Raw genomic sequence first — 16,593 nt, forward strand, 5'->3', positions numbered from 1 at the left:
CTTTGCGACCAAGGAAACGCTCAGGTTGAGAATGAAGAATGACAGCGGTTTATGATTGGGACGAGAGGCGCGGCGCCGAGATCATCGCCGAACATGCCGGGCAGGAAGGCGCGACGCTCGTCATCCTGCATGCGCTTCAAGAGGCATTCGGCTACGTGCCGGAAGCCGCCATTCCCCTGGTGGCGCAGGCGCTCAATCTGTCACGCGCCGAAGTGCATGGCGTGTTCACGTTCTACCATGATTTCCGCCACAAGCCGGCCGGCCGCCATGTGCTGAAACTGTGCCGCGCGGAAGCCTGCCAGGCCGCCGGCGGCGATGCGCTCGCCGCGCGGGCCGAGGCGAAGCTTGGCGTCTCGCTCGGTAACACCACGCCCGACGATCGCGTGACGCTGGAGCCGATCTACTGCCTCGGTCTGTGCGCGACTGCGCCGTCCGCGATGCTCGACGGCCGCCTCATCGGCCGGCTCGACCAGAAGCGCCTCGATGCGCTGGTTGCGGAGGCGCAGCGATGAGCATGCGTCTCTACGTCTCACGCGATGCCGGTGCGGTGGCCGTCGGCGCCGATGAGGTCGCGCTGGCGCTGGAGCAGGCCGCCGCCAAGCGCGGCGTGGCGGTCGAGATCGTCAGGACCGGCTCGCGCGGCCTGTACTGGCTGGAGCCGCTGGTCGAGGTCGCCACCCCGCAGGGCCGGATCGCGTTCGGGCCTGTCACCGAGGCCGACGTACCCTCCCTGCTCGACGCGCTCGCCGGCAACACGCCGCATCTCTTGCGGTTAGGGGCGACCGACGAGATTCCCTGGCTGAAGCGCCAGACCCGGCTCACCTTCGCCCGCTGCGGCGTGATCGACCCGCGCTCGCTCGACGACTACCGCGCCCATGGCGGCTACAAGGGTCTTGAGCGCGCACTCTCGCTCGGACCTGATGCGATCCTGAATGAAGTCACGGCGTCCGGCTTGCGCGGCCGCGGCGGCGCTGGCTTCCCGACCGGGATGAAGTGGAAGACGGTCGCGCAGGCCAAGGCCGACCGCAAATTCATCGTCTGCAACGCCGACGAAGGCGACAGCGGCACTTTTGCCGACCGCATGATCATGGAAGGCGATCCCTTCCTCGTCATCGAGGGCATGACCATCGCCGGCATCACCGTCGGCGCCACCAAGGGCTACATCTACATCCGCAGCGAATATCCGCACGCGGTCGAGGCCATGAACGCCGCCATCCAGGCCGCGAAACGCGGCGGCTATCTCGGCACCAACATCGGCGGCTCGAAGCAAACGTTCGATCTCGAAGTCCGCGTCGGCGCTGGCGCCTATGTCTGCGGCGAGGAGACCTCTCTGCTGGAGAGCCTCGAAGGCCGCCGCGGCATCGTGCGCGCCAAGCCGCCGCTGCCGGCGCATCACGGCCTGTTCGGCAAGCCGACCGTGATCAACAACGTGCTGTCCTTCGCCGCCATCCCCTTCATCCTCGCCGAGGGCGCCAAGGCCTATGCCGATTTCGGCATGGGCCGCTCCCGCGGCACGATGCCGATCCAGCTCGCCGGCAACATCCGCTATGGCGGCCTGTTCGAGACCGCCTTCGGCGTGACGCTCGGCGAGCTCGTCGACGATATCGGCGGCGGCACGTTCACCGGCCGCCCGGTGCGTGCGGTGCAGGTCGGCGGGCCGCTCGGCGCCTACTTCCCCCGCGCGCTGTTCGACACCCCGTTCGACTATGAAGCCTTCGCCGCGCGCGACGGCCTGATCGGCCATGGCGGCATCGTCGTGTTCGACGACAGCGTCGACATGCGCAGGCAGGCACGCTTCGCGATGGAGTTCTGCGCCGTCGAATCCTGCGGCAAGTGCACGCCCTGCCGGATCGGCTCGACCCGCGGCGTCGAGACCATCGAGAAGATCATCAACGGCGAGCGCGTGCACGAAAACCTCGCGCTGGTCGAGGACCTCTGCAACACCATGAAATTCGGCTCGCTCTGCGCGCTCGGCGGCTTCACCCCCTACCCCGTCCTCAGCGCATTGAAGCACTTCCGGGAGGATTTCGTACCCATCCCGACCACGCTTCAGGCCGCGGAATAGGAGAACGACAATGTCTCTGATCGAAGAAATCGACTTCGGCACGCCGGCTTCCAAATCGGAAACGATGGTGACGTTGACGATCGACGGCAAGGAGATCTCGGTCCCCGAGGGCACCTCGATCATGCGCGCCGCGATGGACGCGGGTCATCAGATCCCGAAACTCTGTGCGACCGACATGGTCGACGCGTTCGGCTCCTGCCGTCTCTGCCTGGTCGAGATCGAAGGCCGCGCCGGCACGCCGGCCTCCTGCACCACGCCGGTCATGCCCGGCCTCGTCGTCCACACCCAGACCGAGCGGCTCAAGAAGCTGCGCAAGGGCGTGATGGAGCTCTACATCTCCGACCATCCGCTCGACTGCCTCACCTGCGGCGCCAACGGCGATTGCGAGTTGCAGGACATGGCCGGCGCCGTCGGCCTGCGCGACGTGCGCTACGGCTATGAGGGCGAGAACCACGCCTTCGCCAAGACGGACGGCTGCGACAACGATCATTGGATGCCGAAGGACGAGTCCAACCCCTACTTCACTTATGATCCCTCCAAGTGCATCGTCTGCTCGCGCTGCGTCCGTGCCTGCGAGGAGGTGCAGGGCACTTTCGCGCTGACCATCTCCGGCCGCGGCTTCGACAGCCGCGTCTCGCCGGGCATGAGCGAGAGCTTCCTCGGCTCCGAATGCGTCTCCTGCGGCGCCTGCGTGCAGGCCTGCCCGACCGCGACGCTGACCGAAAAGTCCGTGATCGAGATCGGCCAGCCCGAGCATTCGGTCGTCACCACCTGCGCCTATTGCGGCGTCGGCTGCGCCTTCAAGGCCGAGATGCGCGGCGAGGAAGTGGTGCGCATGGTGCCCTACAAGGACGGCAAGGCCAACCGCGGCCATTCCTGCGTCAAGGGCCGCTTCGCCTGGGGCTACACCAACCACAGGGAACGCATCCTTAAACCCATGATCCGCGAAAGGATCGAGGATCCCTGGCGCGAAGTGTCCTGGGACGAGGCGTTCTCGTTCGCCGCCGCCAAGATGCGCGGCATCCAGAAGAAATACGGCCGCGACGCCATCGGCGGCATCACCTCGTCCCGCTGCACCAACGAGGAAACCTATCTGGTGCAGAAGCTGATCCGGGCCGGCTTCGGCAACAACAATGTCGACACCTGCGCCCGCGTCTGCCATTCGCCGACCGGCTACGGCCTCGCCACCACCTTCGGCACTTCGGCAGGGACGCAAGACTTCGACTCGGTGGAAGACACCGACGTCGTGCTCATCATCGGCGCCAACCCTGCCTCGGCTCACCCCGTCTTCGCCTCGCGCCTGAAGAAGCGGCTGCGCCAGGGCGCGAAGCTGATCGTGATCGATCCGCGCCGCACCGAGATGGTGGAATCGCCGCATGTGAAGGCGCTGCACCTGCCCCTGATGCCCGGCACCAATGTCGCGGTGATGACTGCGCTGGCGCATGTCATCGTCACCGAAGGGCTGGTCAACGAAGCTTTCGTGCGCGAGCGCTGCGACTGGAGCGAGTTCGAGGAATGGGCCGCCTTCGTCGCCCAGCCGAACAACAGTCCGGAAGCCACCGCCATCCTCACCGGCGTCGACCCCAAGGCGCTGCGTGAAGCGGCGCGCATCTACGCCACCGGCGGCAACGGCGCGATCTACTACGGCCTCGGCGTCACCGAGCACAGCCAGGGCTCGACCACCGTGATCGCGATCGCCAACCTTGCGATGGTAACAGGCAATATCGGCCGCCCCGGCGTCGGCGTGAACCCGCTGCGCGGCCAGAACAACGTGCAGGGCTCCTGCGACATGGGCTCGTTCCCGCACGAGCTGCCAGGCTACCGCCACATCTCGGGCGATGCCGTGCGCGACCAGTTCGAGGCGCTCTGGAACGTCAAGCTCAACCCGGAGCCGGGCCTGCGCATCCCCAACATGTTCGATGCTGCGGTTGAAGGCACCTTCATGGGGATCTACGTGCAGGGCGAGGACATCCTGCAGTCCGATCCCAACACCTCACACGTCGTGGCGGCGCTGTCGGCGATGGAATGCGTCATCGTGCACGACCTCTTCCTAAACGAGACCGCGAACTACGCTCACGTCTTCCTGCCCGGCTCCAGCTTCCTGGAGAAGGACGGCACCTTCACCAACGCCGAGCGTCGCATCCAGCGCGTACGCAAGGTGATGACGCCGAAGAACGGCATGGCCGACTGGGAGGTCACCATTGGCCTTGCCAAGGCGATGGGCTTCGAGATGAACTACAGCCACCCGTCCGAGATCATGGACGAGATCGCGGCACTGACGCCGACCTTCGCCGGCGTCTCCTATGCCAAGTTAGATGAGCTCGGCTCGGTGCAGTGGCCCTGCAACGACAAGGCGCCAGAGGGCACGCCGGTGATGCATATCGACGGCTTCGTCCGCGGCAAGGGCAAGTTCGTCGTCACCGAATATGTCGCGACCGACGAGCGCACCGGCCCGCGCTATCCGCTGCTGCTCACCACGGGCCGCATCCTCAGCCAGTACAATGTCGGCGCGCAGACGCGGCGCACCGACAACGTGGTCTGGCACGCCGAGGATCGCCTCGAGATCCACCCGCACGATGCCGAGCAGCGCGGCGTGCGTGACGGCGACTGGGTGCGGCTGAAGAGCCGCGCCGGCGAGACCGCGCTGCGCGCGGAGATCACCGATCGCGTCGCGCCCGGCGTCGTCTACACCACCTTCCACCACCCGGACACGCAGGCCAACGTCATCACCACGGAGTATTCGGACTGGGCGACCAATTGTCCCGAATACAAGGTCACAGCGGTGCAGGTCTCGCCCTCGAACGGCCCCTCGGACTGGCAGAAGGCCTATGACGCGCAGGCGCGGCAGTCCCGCCGCATCGTGCCGGCCGAAGCTGCGGAGTAACGGCATGCACGTGTCCGTTCAGGCCATCGACCGCGAGATCTGGCGCGACGGCGTCGCGTCCGAGGGGACGCGCCTGATCCCCGAGGAGACGCCGCTGGCGCTGACCTACAATGGCGGCACCTATGCCGTGATGATGGGGACGCCGCAGAACCTGGAAGATTTTGCGGTCGGATTTAGCGTGAGCGAAGGCATCGTCGGATCGGTCGACGACATTCGCTCGCTCGAAGTGGTCCGTCTCGACGACGGCATCGAGCTGCGGATGTGGCTGACGCCGGAGCATGCTGCACGTATCAGCGAACGCCGTCGCCACGTCGCAGGTCCGACCGGCTGCGGCATCTGCGGCATCGAGTCCATTGCCGAGGCGGTGCGACCGGCGGCCGTGGTGCCGCAGGGGCGGACCTTCACGCCGGAACAGGTCATGGCGGCGATGCAGGCCATCGCGCCTTTGCAATCGATCAACATGCAAACCCGGGCCGTTCACGCCGCCGCGTTCTGGTCTCCCACAGGCAGCATCGTCGCGCTGCGCGAGGATGTCGGCCGCCATAATGCGCTCGACAAGCTCGCCGGGGCGCTGGCGCGCAGCCGCACGGATGCGTGCAACGGCATGGTGCTGCTGACGAGCCGGGTCTCGGTCGAGATGGTGCAGAAGACCGCCGCAATCGGCGTCCCTGTGATGGTCGCCGTATCAGCGCCGACCGCGCTCGCGGTGCGCACCGCGGAAGCCGCCGGCATCACGCTGATCGCCGTCGCCCGGCAGGACGGGTTCGAAGTATTCTCGCATGGCAGCCGGATCGTCGCGCGCCATGCCACGGAGGTTGCCGATGTCGCCTGACCGCTTGATCTACATGGCCAACCAGATCGGCAAGTTCTTCCAGAGCCAGGGCCATGACAAGGCCGTGCCTGGCATTGCCGAGCACATCAGGAAGTTCTGGGATCCCCGCATGAAGCGCGCGATCTTCGACCATCTCGATGCGGGCGGCGCGGGCCTCTCGCCCGATGTGCGCGAGGCCATCACCGCGCTGAAGGCCGCTACGCCCATTTGAGGATGATCTCCGCGCAAACGCGTTCCACGTTTGTCGCGAGGGAAAGCCGCTACATGCTGTGCGCTAACGCGGCCCACCAGCGGATCACACTCTAGTCAGCCGCGCGATCCCCGTCGACGAGTGAATAACTCGTGCTGCGGCCGCCCGCCGCATCTTTAACCAGGATGCCTTTGGCAACAAGATCTTCGATATCGCGCAACGCCGTGTCTTGGGAAGTCCTGGTGAGCTTTGCCCATTTCGACGAGGTAAGTTTGCCATCAAATCCGTCAAATAGGCGCTCGATCATTGCTCTTTGACGATCATTGAACTTCAGGTTGGCGTGCTTCTTCCAGAAGCGAGCCTTGCGAAGAACCGACGCGAGGATCGTATCAGCACGATCGAAGGCACGGTCGAGGCAATCCAGAAACCAAGTGAGCCACCCGGTAATCTCAAGCTCGCCCTTCTGCGTCGTCTCCAGGATGGCATAGTAAGCATTGCGCTCCTGTCGGATCTGGGCCGACATGCTGTAGAAGCGTTGCGAGCTGTTTTCGGAACGGGCCAGTGCCATATCCGCAATCGCGCGCGCGATACGGCCGTTTCCATCTTCGAAGGGATGGATGGTAACAAACCACAGATGCGCAATGGCAGCCTTCAGCACCGGATCAATATCTTGCGTGCCATTGAACCAGTCGATGAAGGCCTTCATCTCATCTGGCAGCAGTGCCGCTTTCGGCGCCTCATAGTGGACACGCTCGCGCCCCACCGGGCCAGAGACGACCTGCATGGGGCCAGATTCTTCCGGACGCCAGGCGCCGACCGTGATTTTTCTCATGCCGCTGCGTCCCGTCGGAAAGAGGGCCGCGTGCCAGCCGAACAATCGATCGGAAGTGAGGGACGCGCTATACTTTCCGGTGGCGTCGAGCATCATTTCGACGAAACCTTCGACGTTGCGCTCGGCCGTCGTTGGAGCGCCGATATCGACACCGAGGCGGCGGGCCAACGACGAGCGAACCTGGTCGCGGCTAAGATGCTCACCCTCGATCTCGCTCGACGTAGTGATTTCCTCGGTGAGTGCTTCAAGATTGGCTTCGCTCCTCGATCGGAAGCCGAGTTCTTCCATGCGACCGCAAAGACGACCTTGTCGGTTGCGCACGGCCGCCAGCTTCTGAGCGACTTTGCCGGGCTCCCATCGGAATTGGGGCCAATCTTTACGTTGGTGGATGTAGGTTGTCATTCTCCGCATCCTTTGCGGAGAATATGACGTCTAATCGCCGCAAAAGCCATAATATTCAACGCATGTTGTGCGCTGAATAGACCTGCAATCTCTACATTCCACGTAAAATCAATGGCTTAATTGAAGTTGAGACCCCGCCTCGATCACTGCAAGAGGAGCGTCGGCGTCGTTAGCCACGGTCGGCCACGACATCGCGGCATTTGAGCCCTTTGCAGAATCGCGCAGCACGCAGCGCAGGCGTGCTCGGGGCTAGCCCCGCGAGTCGCTTTCCAGCAGCGCCCTGAACACGCGCCGCACCTCGCTCTGCGTTTCCTTCACACGGGCCTCCAGCGACGAAAAATCCGGCGCGTCGCCGGCGCGCGCCATGACGCGCTGCAGATCCGTGCCAGCCGTTTCCGGCTTGAATCGCTCGCTGACGCAGAGCCGCAGGATCTGCGTCAGGTCGTGATAGAGCCGGACCGCGGCACGCAATATCTCGGTCTCAGATTGTGCGAGCACGCCGAGCCTGCAGGCATTCTCCAGCACCTGCATGGTGCTGACGTCGAGAATCTCCGGCTTGTCGTGAGCGTGCACGAGCTGGAGGTATTGCGCGATGAAGTCGATGTCGACCATGCCGCCGGCGGCATGTTTGAGATCCCAGCAATCGGTCTCGCCCTTCTCCTGGGCGATCGCGCGCCGCATGTCGGCAACGTCGTTGGCGGTGATTGCCGGATCGCGGCGACGGGTCAGGACATCGCGGATGACGCGCTCGATCCGTTGCCGGAATTCAGGCGAGGCCGACACCACGCGGGCGCGCGTCAACGCCATGTGCTCCCAGGTCCAGGCCTCGTCGGCCTGGTAGTCCGCGAATGAAACGAGACTCGAGGCCACGGGGCCGGCGCGTCCCGAGGGCCGCAGCCGCATGTCGATCTCGTAGAGCACGCCGTAGTTGGTGCGCGTGGTGAAGGCGCTGATCAGGCGCTGGGTGAAGCGGGCGAAGTAGTGCGCGCCCTGAAGCGATCTCGGGCCGTCCGAGTCCGGATTGTCGCTGTCGAAATCGTAGAGCAGGATCAGGTCGAGATCGGACGAGGCCGTCATCTCGCGGCTGCCGAGCCGGCCCATCGCGATGATCGCGGTCTCCTGCCCCTTGATGCGGCCATGCTGGGCTGCAAAGCGCTCGGCGACGAGGCCATGCACGGTGTGGACGATGCCTTCGGCCACATCGGCAAAGGCCGTGCTCGCCTGCTGCGCCGAGACCGTGCCGGACAGGATCCGCGTGCCGATCAGGAACAGGCTCTCCTGCCCGAACAGGCGCAGGCGATCGAGGAACTCTTCATAGGAGTCCGCGTCTCGCACCGTGGTCGCGAGCCGCCCCGACAATTCTTGCCTGTCGGGCATGGCGCCGAAGAAGCGGGGATCGATCAAGCCGTCCATGAGCTGCGGCTGCCGCGCCAGCATCTCGCCGAGCCGCGGCGCCGCGCCCAGCACCAGCGCCACCAGCGCGACGAGATCGCGGTTCTGGCCGAGCAGCGTGATCAGCCGGCCGCCGCGCTGGAGCGCCCCAAGGAAATGATCGAACGCCACGACGGCGCGATCCGGCTCCTCGGCATGGGCAAGACCGTCGATCAGGGCCGGCACGAATTCGACAAAGGCGCTTCGCGTCGCCTCGTTGCGGAAGACGCGGTAGTCGCCGGTGATCCAGTCGCGCACGGTCTGCGCGACGGCGGCGGGCTTCTTGAAGCCGAGCGTCGCGAGGTGCTGGAGCAGGCGCGGATCTTCGGGACCCGCACTGTAGTCGAGCGCCGGCAGCTTGGCCGTCCCGGTCGGATCGTCGCCCTCGAACAGTTTTTCGTAGTGGCCCTGGACGATCTGGAGCTGATACAGGAGGTCGCGCGCAAAGGCCTCGCGATCCTGACAGCCGAAGAACCACGCGAAGCGCTCGACCGCTTGCTTGTCCTCAGGCAGCGTGTGGGTCTGCTCGTCGGCAATCATCTGGAGGCGATGCTCGACCCGGCGCAGAAATTCATAGGCCGTCGTCAGCTCGTCACGCGCCGCGGCGGTTATCCAGTTGCTGGAGGCGAGCACGTCGAGCGCCCTAAGCGTCGGCCGCACCCGCAATTCCGGATGGCGGCCGCCCGCAATCAGCTGCTGGGTCTGCGCGAAGAACTCGATCTCGCGGATGCCGCCGCGGCCGACCTTGACGTTGTGGCCCTCGACCGCGATCTCGCTCTGCCCGCGAAAGGTTTGCATCTGCCGCTTCATGTCATGGACGTCGGCAAGTGCAGCGAAGTCGAGATGCTTGCGCCAGACGAAGGGCGCGATCTCTGCCAGAAGCGCTTCACCCGCCCTGGGATCGCCGGCACAGGCCCGCGCCTTGATCATCGCGGCACGCTCCCAGGTGCGCCCTTCCCGCTCGTAATAGTTCAGCGCGGCATCCCGCGAGATCGCCACCTGCGTCGAGGATGGATCGGGCCGCAGGCGCAGATCGACGCGGAAGACGTAACCGTCGTAGGTGCGCTGCTGAAGGATGCGCGCCATGCCCTGGGTGACGCGGACGAAGAACGGCTGCGGCTCGATGTCCGCCGCCAGGGTCGTCGCATCGGGATCGAAGAACACGATGAGATCGATATCGCTGGAATAGTTCAGCTCGCTCGCGCCCATCTTGCCCATCGCGAGCACGATCAGTCCGCAGCCCTCTTCGGGTGCCTCGGGATTGGGCGGCGAAAGCTTGCCGCGTGCGGCTTCCTGCCGCAGCAGGTATTGCAGCGCCGCCTGCACCGAGGACACCGCAATGTCGGTGAGCGCCGCCGTCACCCGCATCACCGGCCAGATGCCGCCGATGTCACACAACGCAATCAGCAGCGCCGCCTCCGCTTTCATGCGGCGGAGCAACCGCATCACCTCAGCCTCGTCACGGGCCGCGAGCACCGCGCTGCGCGCCTCCGCGATCAGCGCCGCCAGATGCGCATCCGGATCGCATTCGAGCAGCCGGATCAGGCGCACCGCATCGGCGCGCACCAGGTCGAACAGATAGGGCGAGAATTCCGCGATGCCGGCCAGGATGTTGCGGGCGAAGGGATGGCCCAGCAGTGCCTTGAGACGGGCCGATTGGGCCGGCTCGAGCTCGGCCAGCCAGCTTTCGAAACGTCGTTCGTCGGTTGCGGAAGCGGCAATATGGGGAGCCTCCGCGAAGCGTGCGGCCAGACTCTCACCATGCTTGTCCGCGTTTCCCGGCGCGGAGTGGTTCATGCCACCTTCTGTGGCACATCCTGCATCGGCGGAGCAACCCTGTCGCCGGCGCCCAACCGCGCCGGCAGCACGAGCGTGGCGACGAGGCCGGGATGGGCATCGCCCAAGCGCAATTCGCCACCGTGCAACGTCGCAACCGCCGAGGCGAGGCTGAGACCGAGGCCGGAGCCTGGCAGCGTGCGGCTGGCCTCCAGCCGCACGAATCGCTCGACGACGTGCTTGCGATCCGCTTCAGGGATCCCCGGACCACGATCGGTGACACTGAGCAGCACCTGGCCGCCCTCGCGCCTCGCTTCGATCGTGATCTGCCTCGTGTCCATGCTGACAACGGTTCCGGCCGCCTGTGCCGCCGGCTTGCCGTATTTGATCGCGTTCTCGACGAGATTGGCGAGCGCCTGGCTGATCAGCTCGCGATTGGCATGAACCGGCGTCGGCTCGCACTTGACCTTCAGTGTCATGCCATCGTCCTCGGCGAGCGGCTCGTAGAGCTCGTGGATGCCCTCCGCAACCTCCGCGGCATCGAAGTCGTCCATGTTGCCGCGCGCCTGTCCGGATTCCGCACGCGCGATCATCAGAAGCGCGTTGAAGGTCCGGATCAGCCCGTCGGATTCCTCGATGGTCCGCTCCAGCGCGGCGCGATAATCGGCCTCGCAGCCTGATCTCGCCAGCGCCTCCTCGGCGCGGTTGCGCAGCCGCGTCAACGGCGTCTTGAGGTCGTGGGCGATGTTGTCGGAAACCTCCTTCAGACCCGCCATCAGCGCCTCGATCCGCTCGAGCATGGCATTGAGGTTCTCGGCGAGGCGATCGATCTCGTCGCCGCTGCGCCCCACGGGCAGGCGCTCGCTGAGATCTCCGGTCATGATCCGCTGCGCGGTGCCGGTCATCGCGTCGATGCGCCTCAGCACCCTGCGCGCGACGAAGATGCCGCCGCCGAGGCCAAGCACGACGACGATCAGGACCGACCATTGCGCCGCCTTGGCGACGATGCCGAACAGGCGCCGCCGCTCGGCGAGGTCGCGGCCGATCAGCAGCCGGAAGCCGTTCTCGAGTTCGGTGACGCGCACCAGTGCACGATGATCGCGGTCATCGGCGTCCTCGAGCCGCCGGTAGGCGGTCTCGGACCAGCCGCGCGTCGCCATCACGCCCGGCGCCAGCGAGCCGACATTGCCGGCGATCGCCTGACCCGTGGGCGTGGTCACGAGATAGAGGTTGGCGCCCGGCCGCAGCGCGCGGTATTCGATCGTGCGCACCAGGCGAAACATGCCGCCGCGGTCGTAGATCTCGTTGATTTCCGAAGTCTCGGAATTAACCGTCTGCGTGATCTCCTCGGTGATCAGCCGCCGTGTATTCCAGGCGAAATAGCCGAGCAGCGAGGCCGCGAACATCGCGAACAGCAGCAGATAGACCAGCGTCAGCCGGAATGCCGTGGTGCGGACGAGTTTACCGAATGCCGTCACGGATCATGTATCCGGCGCCGCGGATCGTGTGCAGCAGCGGGCGCTCGAAACCCTTGTCGATCTTGGAGCGGAGCCGCGAAATGTGCACGTCGATCACGTTGGTCTGCGGATCGAAATGATAGTCCCAGACGTTCTCGAGCAGCATGGTGCGCGTCACCACCTGGCCGGCGTGCTTCATGAGGTATTCGAGCAGGCGAAATTCGCGCGGCTGCAGCGTCAGCTCGTCCTTGCCGCGGGCGACGCGATGCGACAGCCGGTCGAGCTCGAGATCGCCGACGCGATAAAGCGTGTCCTCGGCGGGACCGCCGCGGCGGCGCGACAGCACTTCGACGCGGGCCAGCAGCTCGGCGAAAGAATAGGGCTTTGGCAGATAGTCGTCGCCGCCGGCACGCAGGCCCTTGATGCGGTCATCGACCTGCCCGAGTGCGGAGAGAATCAGCACCGGCGTCGTGTTGCCCTTGTCGCGCAGTGCGCCGATCAGCGACAGGCCGTCGCGCTTGGGCAGCATGCGGTCGACCACCAGCACGTCGTAATCGCCGTTCTCGGCCATGGCGAGGCCTTCCTCGCCGTCAGCGGCGTGGTCGGCAATGTGCCCGACTTCGCGAAACGCCTTGGCGAGGTAGTCGGCGGATTCGCGGTCGTCTTCGATGATGAGAAGGCGCATCGTGCGTTCGGCGGCGGTCAAGGAGGTCAACCTTCTCTAAACATGGCGCGAGCGGCAATCGCATGCAAGCCGAGCGGGAGGGTCTCGAAGCGGGAAAAAGGCGGGCGGTGAAGCTGGGGGGACCTCACCGCCCTAGGCCTTCCGACGGAGGGGGGCGTAATTCCACCGGAAGGTAGAAGAGGGAAGCCAGCGTTGCGCGGCTTCCCCGAAGGACACCGGCGGCGGGGGCGACTGATGCCGGCGATGCCCTTCATCTCGTAGGCCTCCTGAGCCTTACCCCTTGGCGAGGGGGATCGCGACGAAGCGCGACTGGCCGCCGCTCTTCACGCGCATCAGGACGCTGTTCTTGTTGTCGGTCCGTGCCGCGTTGATGGCGTCGCGGACTTCGCCGGCGGTGGCAACGCTCTTGCCGCCGACTTCGAGGATCACGTCGCCTTCCTTGAAGCCGCGTTCGGCCGCAGCGCTCTTCGGATCGACCTCGGTGACGACGACGCCTTCCTTGCCGGCACCGGCCACGGAATTGGCGGGCGCAACGGTCATGCCGAGCTTGGGCACATCGGTGCCCTTGCTGGCACCCTTGCCGCTGTCCTGATCCGTATCGGCCTTGGCCTCGACCGTGTTCGGCAGCTGGCCGAGGGTAAGGTTGATGACCTTGTCTTGGCCCTTGTGCAGCACGTTGAGCTTCACGGACGCGCCGGGCGCCATGCCGCCGATGGTGCGGGCGAGCTCGCGGGCATCCTTGACGGGTTCACCGTTGACCGCGGTGATCACGTCGCCGGACTCGATGCCGGCCTTCGCCGCCGGACCGTTGGCCTGCGGCTCCGCCACCAGCGCGCCTTCGGCCTTCTTCATGCCGAGGCTGTCGGCGATGTCGGAGGTCACCGGCTGAATCTGCACGCCGATCCAGCCGCGGCTGACCGAGCCCTTGTCCTTGAGCTGGGCGACCACGCTCTTGACGGTGTTGGCCGGAATCGAGAACGCGATGCCGACGCTGCCACCGGAGGGCGAGTAGATCGCGGTGTTGACGCCCATCACCTCGCCGTTGGTATCGAAGGCCGGACCGCCGGAATTGCCCTTGTTCACGGGCGCGTCGATCTGGATAAAATCGTCATAGGGACCGTTGCCGATGTCGCGGCCGCTCGCCGAGACGATGCCCGCGGTCACGGTGCCGCCGAGGCCGAAGGGATTGCCTACCGCAAGCACCCAGTCGCCGATCCGCGGCTTGCTGTCGGCGAGCTTGGCGAACGGGAAGTTGGAGCTGCCCTCGACCTTGATCAGGGCAAGGTCAGTGCGCTGGTCGGTTCCGATCACCTTGGCGGTATAGGTCTTGCCGTCGTCGGTGGTGACCTCGACCTTGTCGGCGCCGTCGACCACGTGATTGTTGGTCACGGCATAGCCGTCGGCCGAGATGAAGAAGCCGGAGCCCTGGCCCTGCACGACGCGGCCGCGGCCTCCCTTCAGGCCCGGGCCCGGAAAGCCTTCCGGCCCGCCGAAGCGGCGGAAGAAGCGCTCCATCGGCGAGCCCGGCTGGAACGGCGAGGAGGAATCGTCGCCGTCATCGTTGCTCGCGGTCTTCTCCTTCATGTTGACCTTGACCGAAATCACCGACGGCTTCACGCGCTCGACGATGTCGGCGAAACCGATGGGACGTTCGACCTTGCGGACCTCGTTGTTGACCTGCGCATGCGCCGGGCTGGAGAACAGGTCTGCCGGCGAGGTCGACGGGCCGAAGCCATAGACGGCCGCGCCGAGACCGGCGACGACCGAGGCCATCAGCGCGAGCTTGCGCGCGGAAAACACCGACCGGCGCGGCTGCCGGTACGACGGGAGGTTCGAGAGGTCGATACGATCGGTCATGCAGAAATCTCCAGGGCCTTGAAATCCTTTGGTGCCGGATCCCAGCACCTTGCGGACCTGAAGATGGGGACTCCCGCCTTACCGCGCGCTGGCGGCGGGGTTAAACTTTTGTAATGAAGGGACGAGGCGGATGCGGCAGTTTAGCACAGGCCGAAAATTGTGGTCCTGCAGGAACTTAATCGAGTTCCCGTGACGGAGCGGAGGCGCGATTTCTGACGCTCAGCTCGCCCTGACGCTGACGATGAACTCGTCGACTTCGCGCTTCAAGGTCTCGGCCTGCTGCGACAGATCGACCGCCGAATCCCGCGCCTCGGCGGCCATGCGGCCGGTCTCCGCGGAGGTCGAGGTGATCTGGACGATATGGTTGGAGACGTCGAGGGTGCCGCGTGCGGCGTCCTGGGCGCTGCGCGTAATCTCCTGCGTGGCGTTGCGCTGCTGGGCGGTGTCGATCTCGATGCCGGACATGATGGACGAAATCTCCGACAGCGTCTTGGAAATACCGTCGATGGCGCCGCGGGTCTCCGCGGTGATGCCCTGAATGCTGGCGACATGGGAGGTGATCTCCTCCGTCGCCTTGCTGGTCTGATGCGCCAGATTCTTCACCTCGGAGGCGACCACCGCAAACCCCTTGCCCGCCTCCCCTGCCCGTGCCGCCTCGATGGTGGCGTTGAGCGCCAGGAGATTGGTCTGCGATGCGATCGCCTGCACGAGCTGGACGACCTCGCCGATCTTGTCGGCGGCATCCGACAGCGTGTGGATGGTATCGCGGCTCTTCTCCGCCTGGGACGCCGCGCCCTCGGCGCGCTGGGTCGCGTCCGTGACGCGGCGGCTGATCGTGCCGATCGAATTCGTCATCTCCTCGGCAGACCCTGCGACCGTCTGCACGCTGCTGCTGGCCTGGCTGGCGGCGCTCGCGACCGCATTGGCCTTGGTGCTGGTGTCGTTGGCTGTCCGCGACAGCGTCTCGGCATTGGTCTTCAGATGCACGGCCGATGACGCCACGCTGGCGACGACGCTGGCGACCAGATCGTTGAAACGCTTGATCCGGTCGTCCAGGAATTTCGACCGCTCGGCCTGGTGCTGTGCTTCATGCAGCTGCTGCTCGGAGAGACGGCGCCGCTCGAGGCCGCTGGTCTTGAACACCTCCAGCGCCCCGGCGAGCAGGCCGATCTCGTTGGTACGGCCGAGCCCCGGCACAAACGTCGCGAACTTCTGGTCGGCGACCTCGCGCATGGCATGCACGATCGCCGCCAGGGGATTGAGGATGCCGTTGCGTACCGCGAACCAGGTGGTGAGGCAGATCGCAGCGGCGACGACGGCGATCACGCCGCAGGCGATCAGGAAATAGGAGAACGCGGCCTGCGCCTGCTGGTAGATCTGCATGGCATGGTCGCGCGCCGGGCCGCTCAGCGCGGCGAAGTCCGAGGACAGGCTGGTGATCTCGTTGTTGAGATAGAGCACCGCGACGAAGCCGGTGCCGCCGCCGATGCCCAGCAGGAACAATAGCGCAGCGACAACGGCGCCGACCAGGAAGCGGATCGTCAGATTGCTGTTTGCGAACATCGGGTCGACTCAGAGTCTGGAATCAAATCTCGCGACAAGCTTCCAGACAAAGGTCAACATAGCATGAACCACGCGACCGTTACCGCGCGTGACGTGGCACTGCGTAGCTGGAACGCTACAGGAAGATTTGGCTTCAGGAAGATTTGGAGTCGTCCGACATCAAAGCCGCGAGTCGCACCTTCTCGTCGGGCGTGAGCGGCGGTGCCGGTACATCGGCACCACTTCGCGAGCGGCGGCGGATTTGCAGCCACAGCGCCAGGCCACCGCCGATCAGCAGCACCGGCCCGAGCAGCCACAGCGGCAGGGTCTGCCGCTCGAAGCGCGGTTTCAGCAGCACGAACTCGCCGTAGCGCGCCACCAGGAAATCGAGCACCTGCGCATTGCTGTCGCCGGCCGCGATGCGCTCGCGCACCAGAAGCCGCAAATCGCGTGCAAGCGGCGCATCGGAATCGTCGATCGACTGGTTCTGGCAGACCATGCAGCGCAGCTCGCGCGACAATTCGCGCGCGCGCGATTCCTTGGCGGGGTCCGACATGATCTCGTCGGGCTGGACAGCGTGGACCGCCGGCAACGCCAGCAGCATCAACGCGACGAACGCGGCGATCATCCGGCGCATCGG

At 65.6% G+C, this 16,593-nt stretch carries 12 protein-coding genes; 5 read left to right on the forward strand and 7 right to left on the reverse strand.

The features are described from left to right. Positions 1 to 38 precede the first annotated feature (38 nt). Genes ACVIIV_RS31570 through ACVIIV_RS31590 form a run of 5 tightly spaced genes read left to right on the forward strand, consistent with a single transcriptional unit; the run spans position 39 to position 5,992 of the window. Positions 39 to 512, forward strand: a complete 474-nt coding sequence (locus tag ACVIIV_RS31570; RefSeq protein ID WP_456747671.1) for a formate dehydrogenase subunit gamma — start codon at positions 39 to 41, stop codon at positions 510 to 512. Then, positions 509 to 2,065: a formate dehydrogenase beta subunit gene (locus tag ACVIIV_RS31575; RefSeq protein WP_456747672.1), complete on the forward strand. Its 1,557-nt coding sequence runs from the start codon at positions 509 to 511 to the stop codon at positions 2,063 to 2,065. The genes ACVIIV_RS31570 and ACVIIV_RS31575 overlap by 4 nt, the downstream gene beginning before the upstream one ends. Positions 2,066 to 2,075: 10 nt before the next feature. After that, the gene (gene fdhF, locus ACVIIV_RS31580) at positions 2,076 to 4,949 is read left to right on the forward strand and encodes a formate dehydrogenase subunit alpha (protein WP_456747673.1); all 2,874 of its coding nucleotides are present in this window, start codon (positions 2,076 to 2,078) and stop codon (positions 4,947 to 4,949) included. Between the two features lie 4 nt (positions 4,950 to 4,953). Next, positions 4,954 to 5,781 carry a formate dehydrogenase accessory sulfurtransferase FdhD gene (gene fdhD / locus ACVIIV_RS31585; protein ID WP_456747674.1) on the forward strand — a complete coding sequence of 276 codons (828 nt, stop codon included), beginning with the start codon at positions 4,954 to 4,956 and terminating at the stop codon, positions 5,779 to 5,781. Continuing rightward, positions 5,771 to 5,992, forward strand: a complete 222-nt coding sequence (locus ACVIIV_RS31590; protein WP_456747675.1) for a formate dehydrogenase subunit delta — start codon at positions 5,771 to 5,773, stop codon at positions 5,990 to 5,992. Before fdhD ends, ACVIIV_RS31590 begins: the two co-directional genes overlap by 11 nt. Positions 5,993 to 6,083: 91 nt before the next feature. Here the strand turns inward: ACVIIV_RS31590 and ACVIIV_RS31595 are convergent, their stop codons facing one another. The 7 genes from ACVIIV_RS31595 to ACVIIV_RS31625 all read right to left on the reverse strand — a co-directional run bounded on the left by ACVIIV_RS31595 (position 6,084) and on the right by ACVIIV_RS31625 (position 16,590). Beyond that, complete coding sequence (locus ACVIIV_RS31595) at positions 6,084 to 7,205, reverse strand: Fic family protein (protein ID WP_456747676.1); 1,122 nt, start codon at positions 7,203 to 7,205, stop codon at positions 6,084 to 6,086. Positions 7,206 to 7,454: 249 nt separating this feature from the next. Further along, complete coding sequence (locus ACVIIV_RS31600) at positions 7,455 to 10,433, reverse strand: bifunctional [glutamine synthetase] adenylyltransferase/[glutamine synthetase]-adenylyl-L-tyrosine phosphorylase (protein WP_456747677.1); 2,979 nt, start codon at positions 10,431 to 10,433, stop codon at positions 7,455 to 7,457. Beyond that, positions 10,430 to 11,890, reverse strand: coding sequence for an ATP-binding protein (locus ACVIIV_RS31605; protein WP_456747678.1), 1,461 nt, complete (start codon positions 11,888 to 11,890; stop codon positions 10,430 to 10,432). The genes ACVIIV_RS31600 and ACVIIV_RS31605 overlap by 4 nt, the downstream gene beginning before the upstream one ends. Then, on the reverse strand, positions 11,874 to 12,554 hold the full coding sequence (locus tag ACVIIV_RS31610; RefSeq protein WP_061020281.1) for a response regulator transcription factor: 681 nt from the start codon (positions 12,552 to 12,554) through the stop codon (positions 11,874 to 11,876). Before ACVIIV_RS31610 ends, ACVIIV_RS31605 begins: the two co-directional genes overlap by 17 nt. A gap of 273 nt (positions 12,555 to 12,827) precedes the next feature. Beyond that, positions 12,828 to 14,411, reverse strand: coding sequence for a Do family serine endopeptidase (locus ACVIIV_RS31615; protein WP_456747679.1), 1,584 nt, complete (start codon positions 14,409 to 14,411; stop codon positions 12,828 to 12,830). 219 nt (positions 14,412 to 14,630) lie between these two features. Beyond that, positions 14,631 to 15,974, reverse strand: coding sequence for a methyl-accepting chemotaxis protein (locus ACVIIV_RS31620; RefSeq protein ID WP_456747680.1), 1,344 nt, complete (start codon positions 15,972 to 15,974; stop codon positions 14,631 to 14,633). A gap of 133 nt (positions 15,975 to 16,107) precedes the next feature. Further along, on the reverse strand, positions 16,108 to 16,590 hold the full coding sequence (locus ACVIIV_RS31625) for a cytochrome c-type biogenesis protein (RefSeq protein WP_456747681.1): 483 nt from the start codon (positions 16,588 to 16,590) through the stop codon (positions 16,108 to 16,110). Positions 16,591 to 16,593 lie beyond the last annotated feature (3 nt).

The organism is Bradyrhizobium sp. USDA 4354, assembly GCF_054060315.1.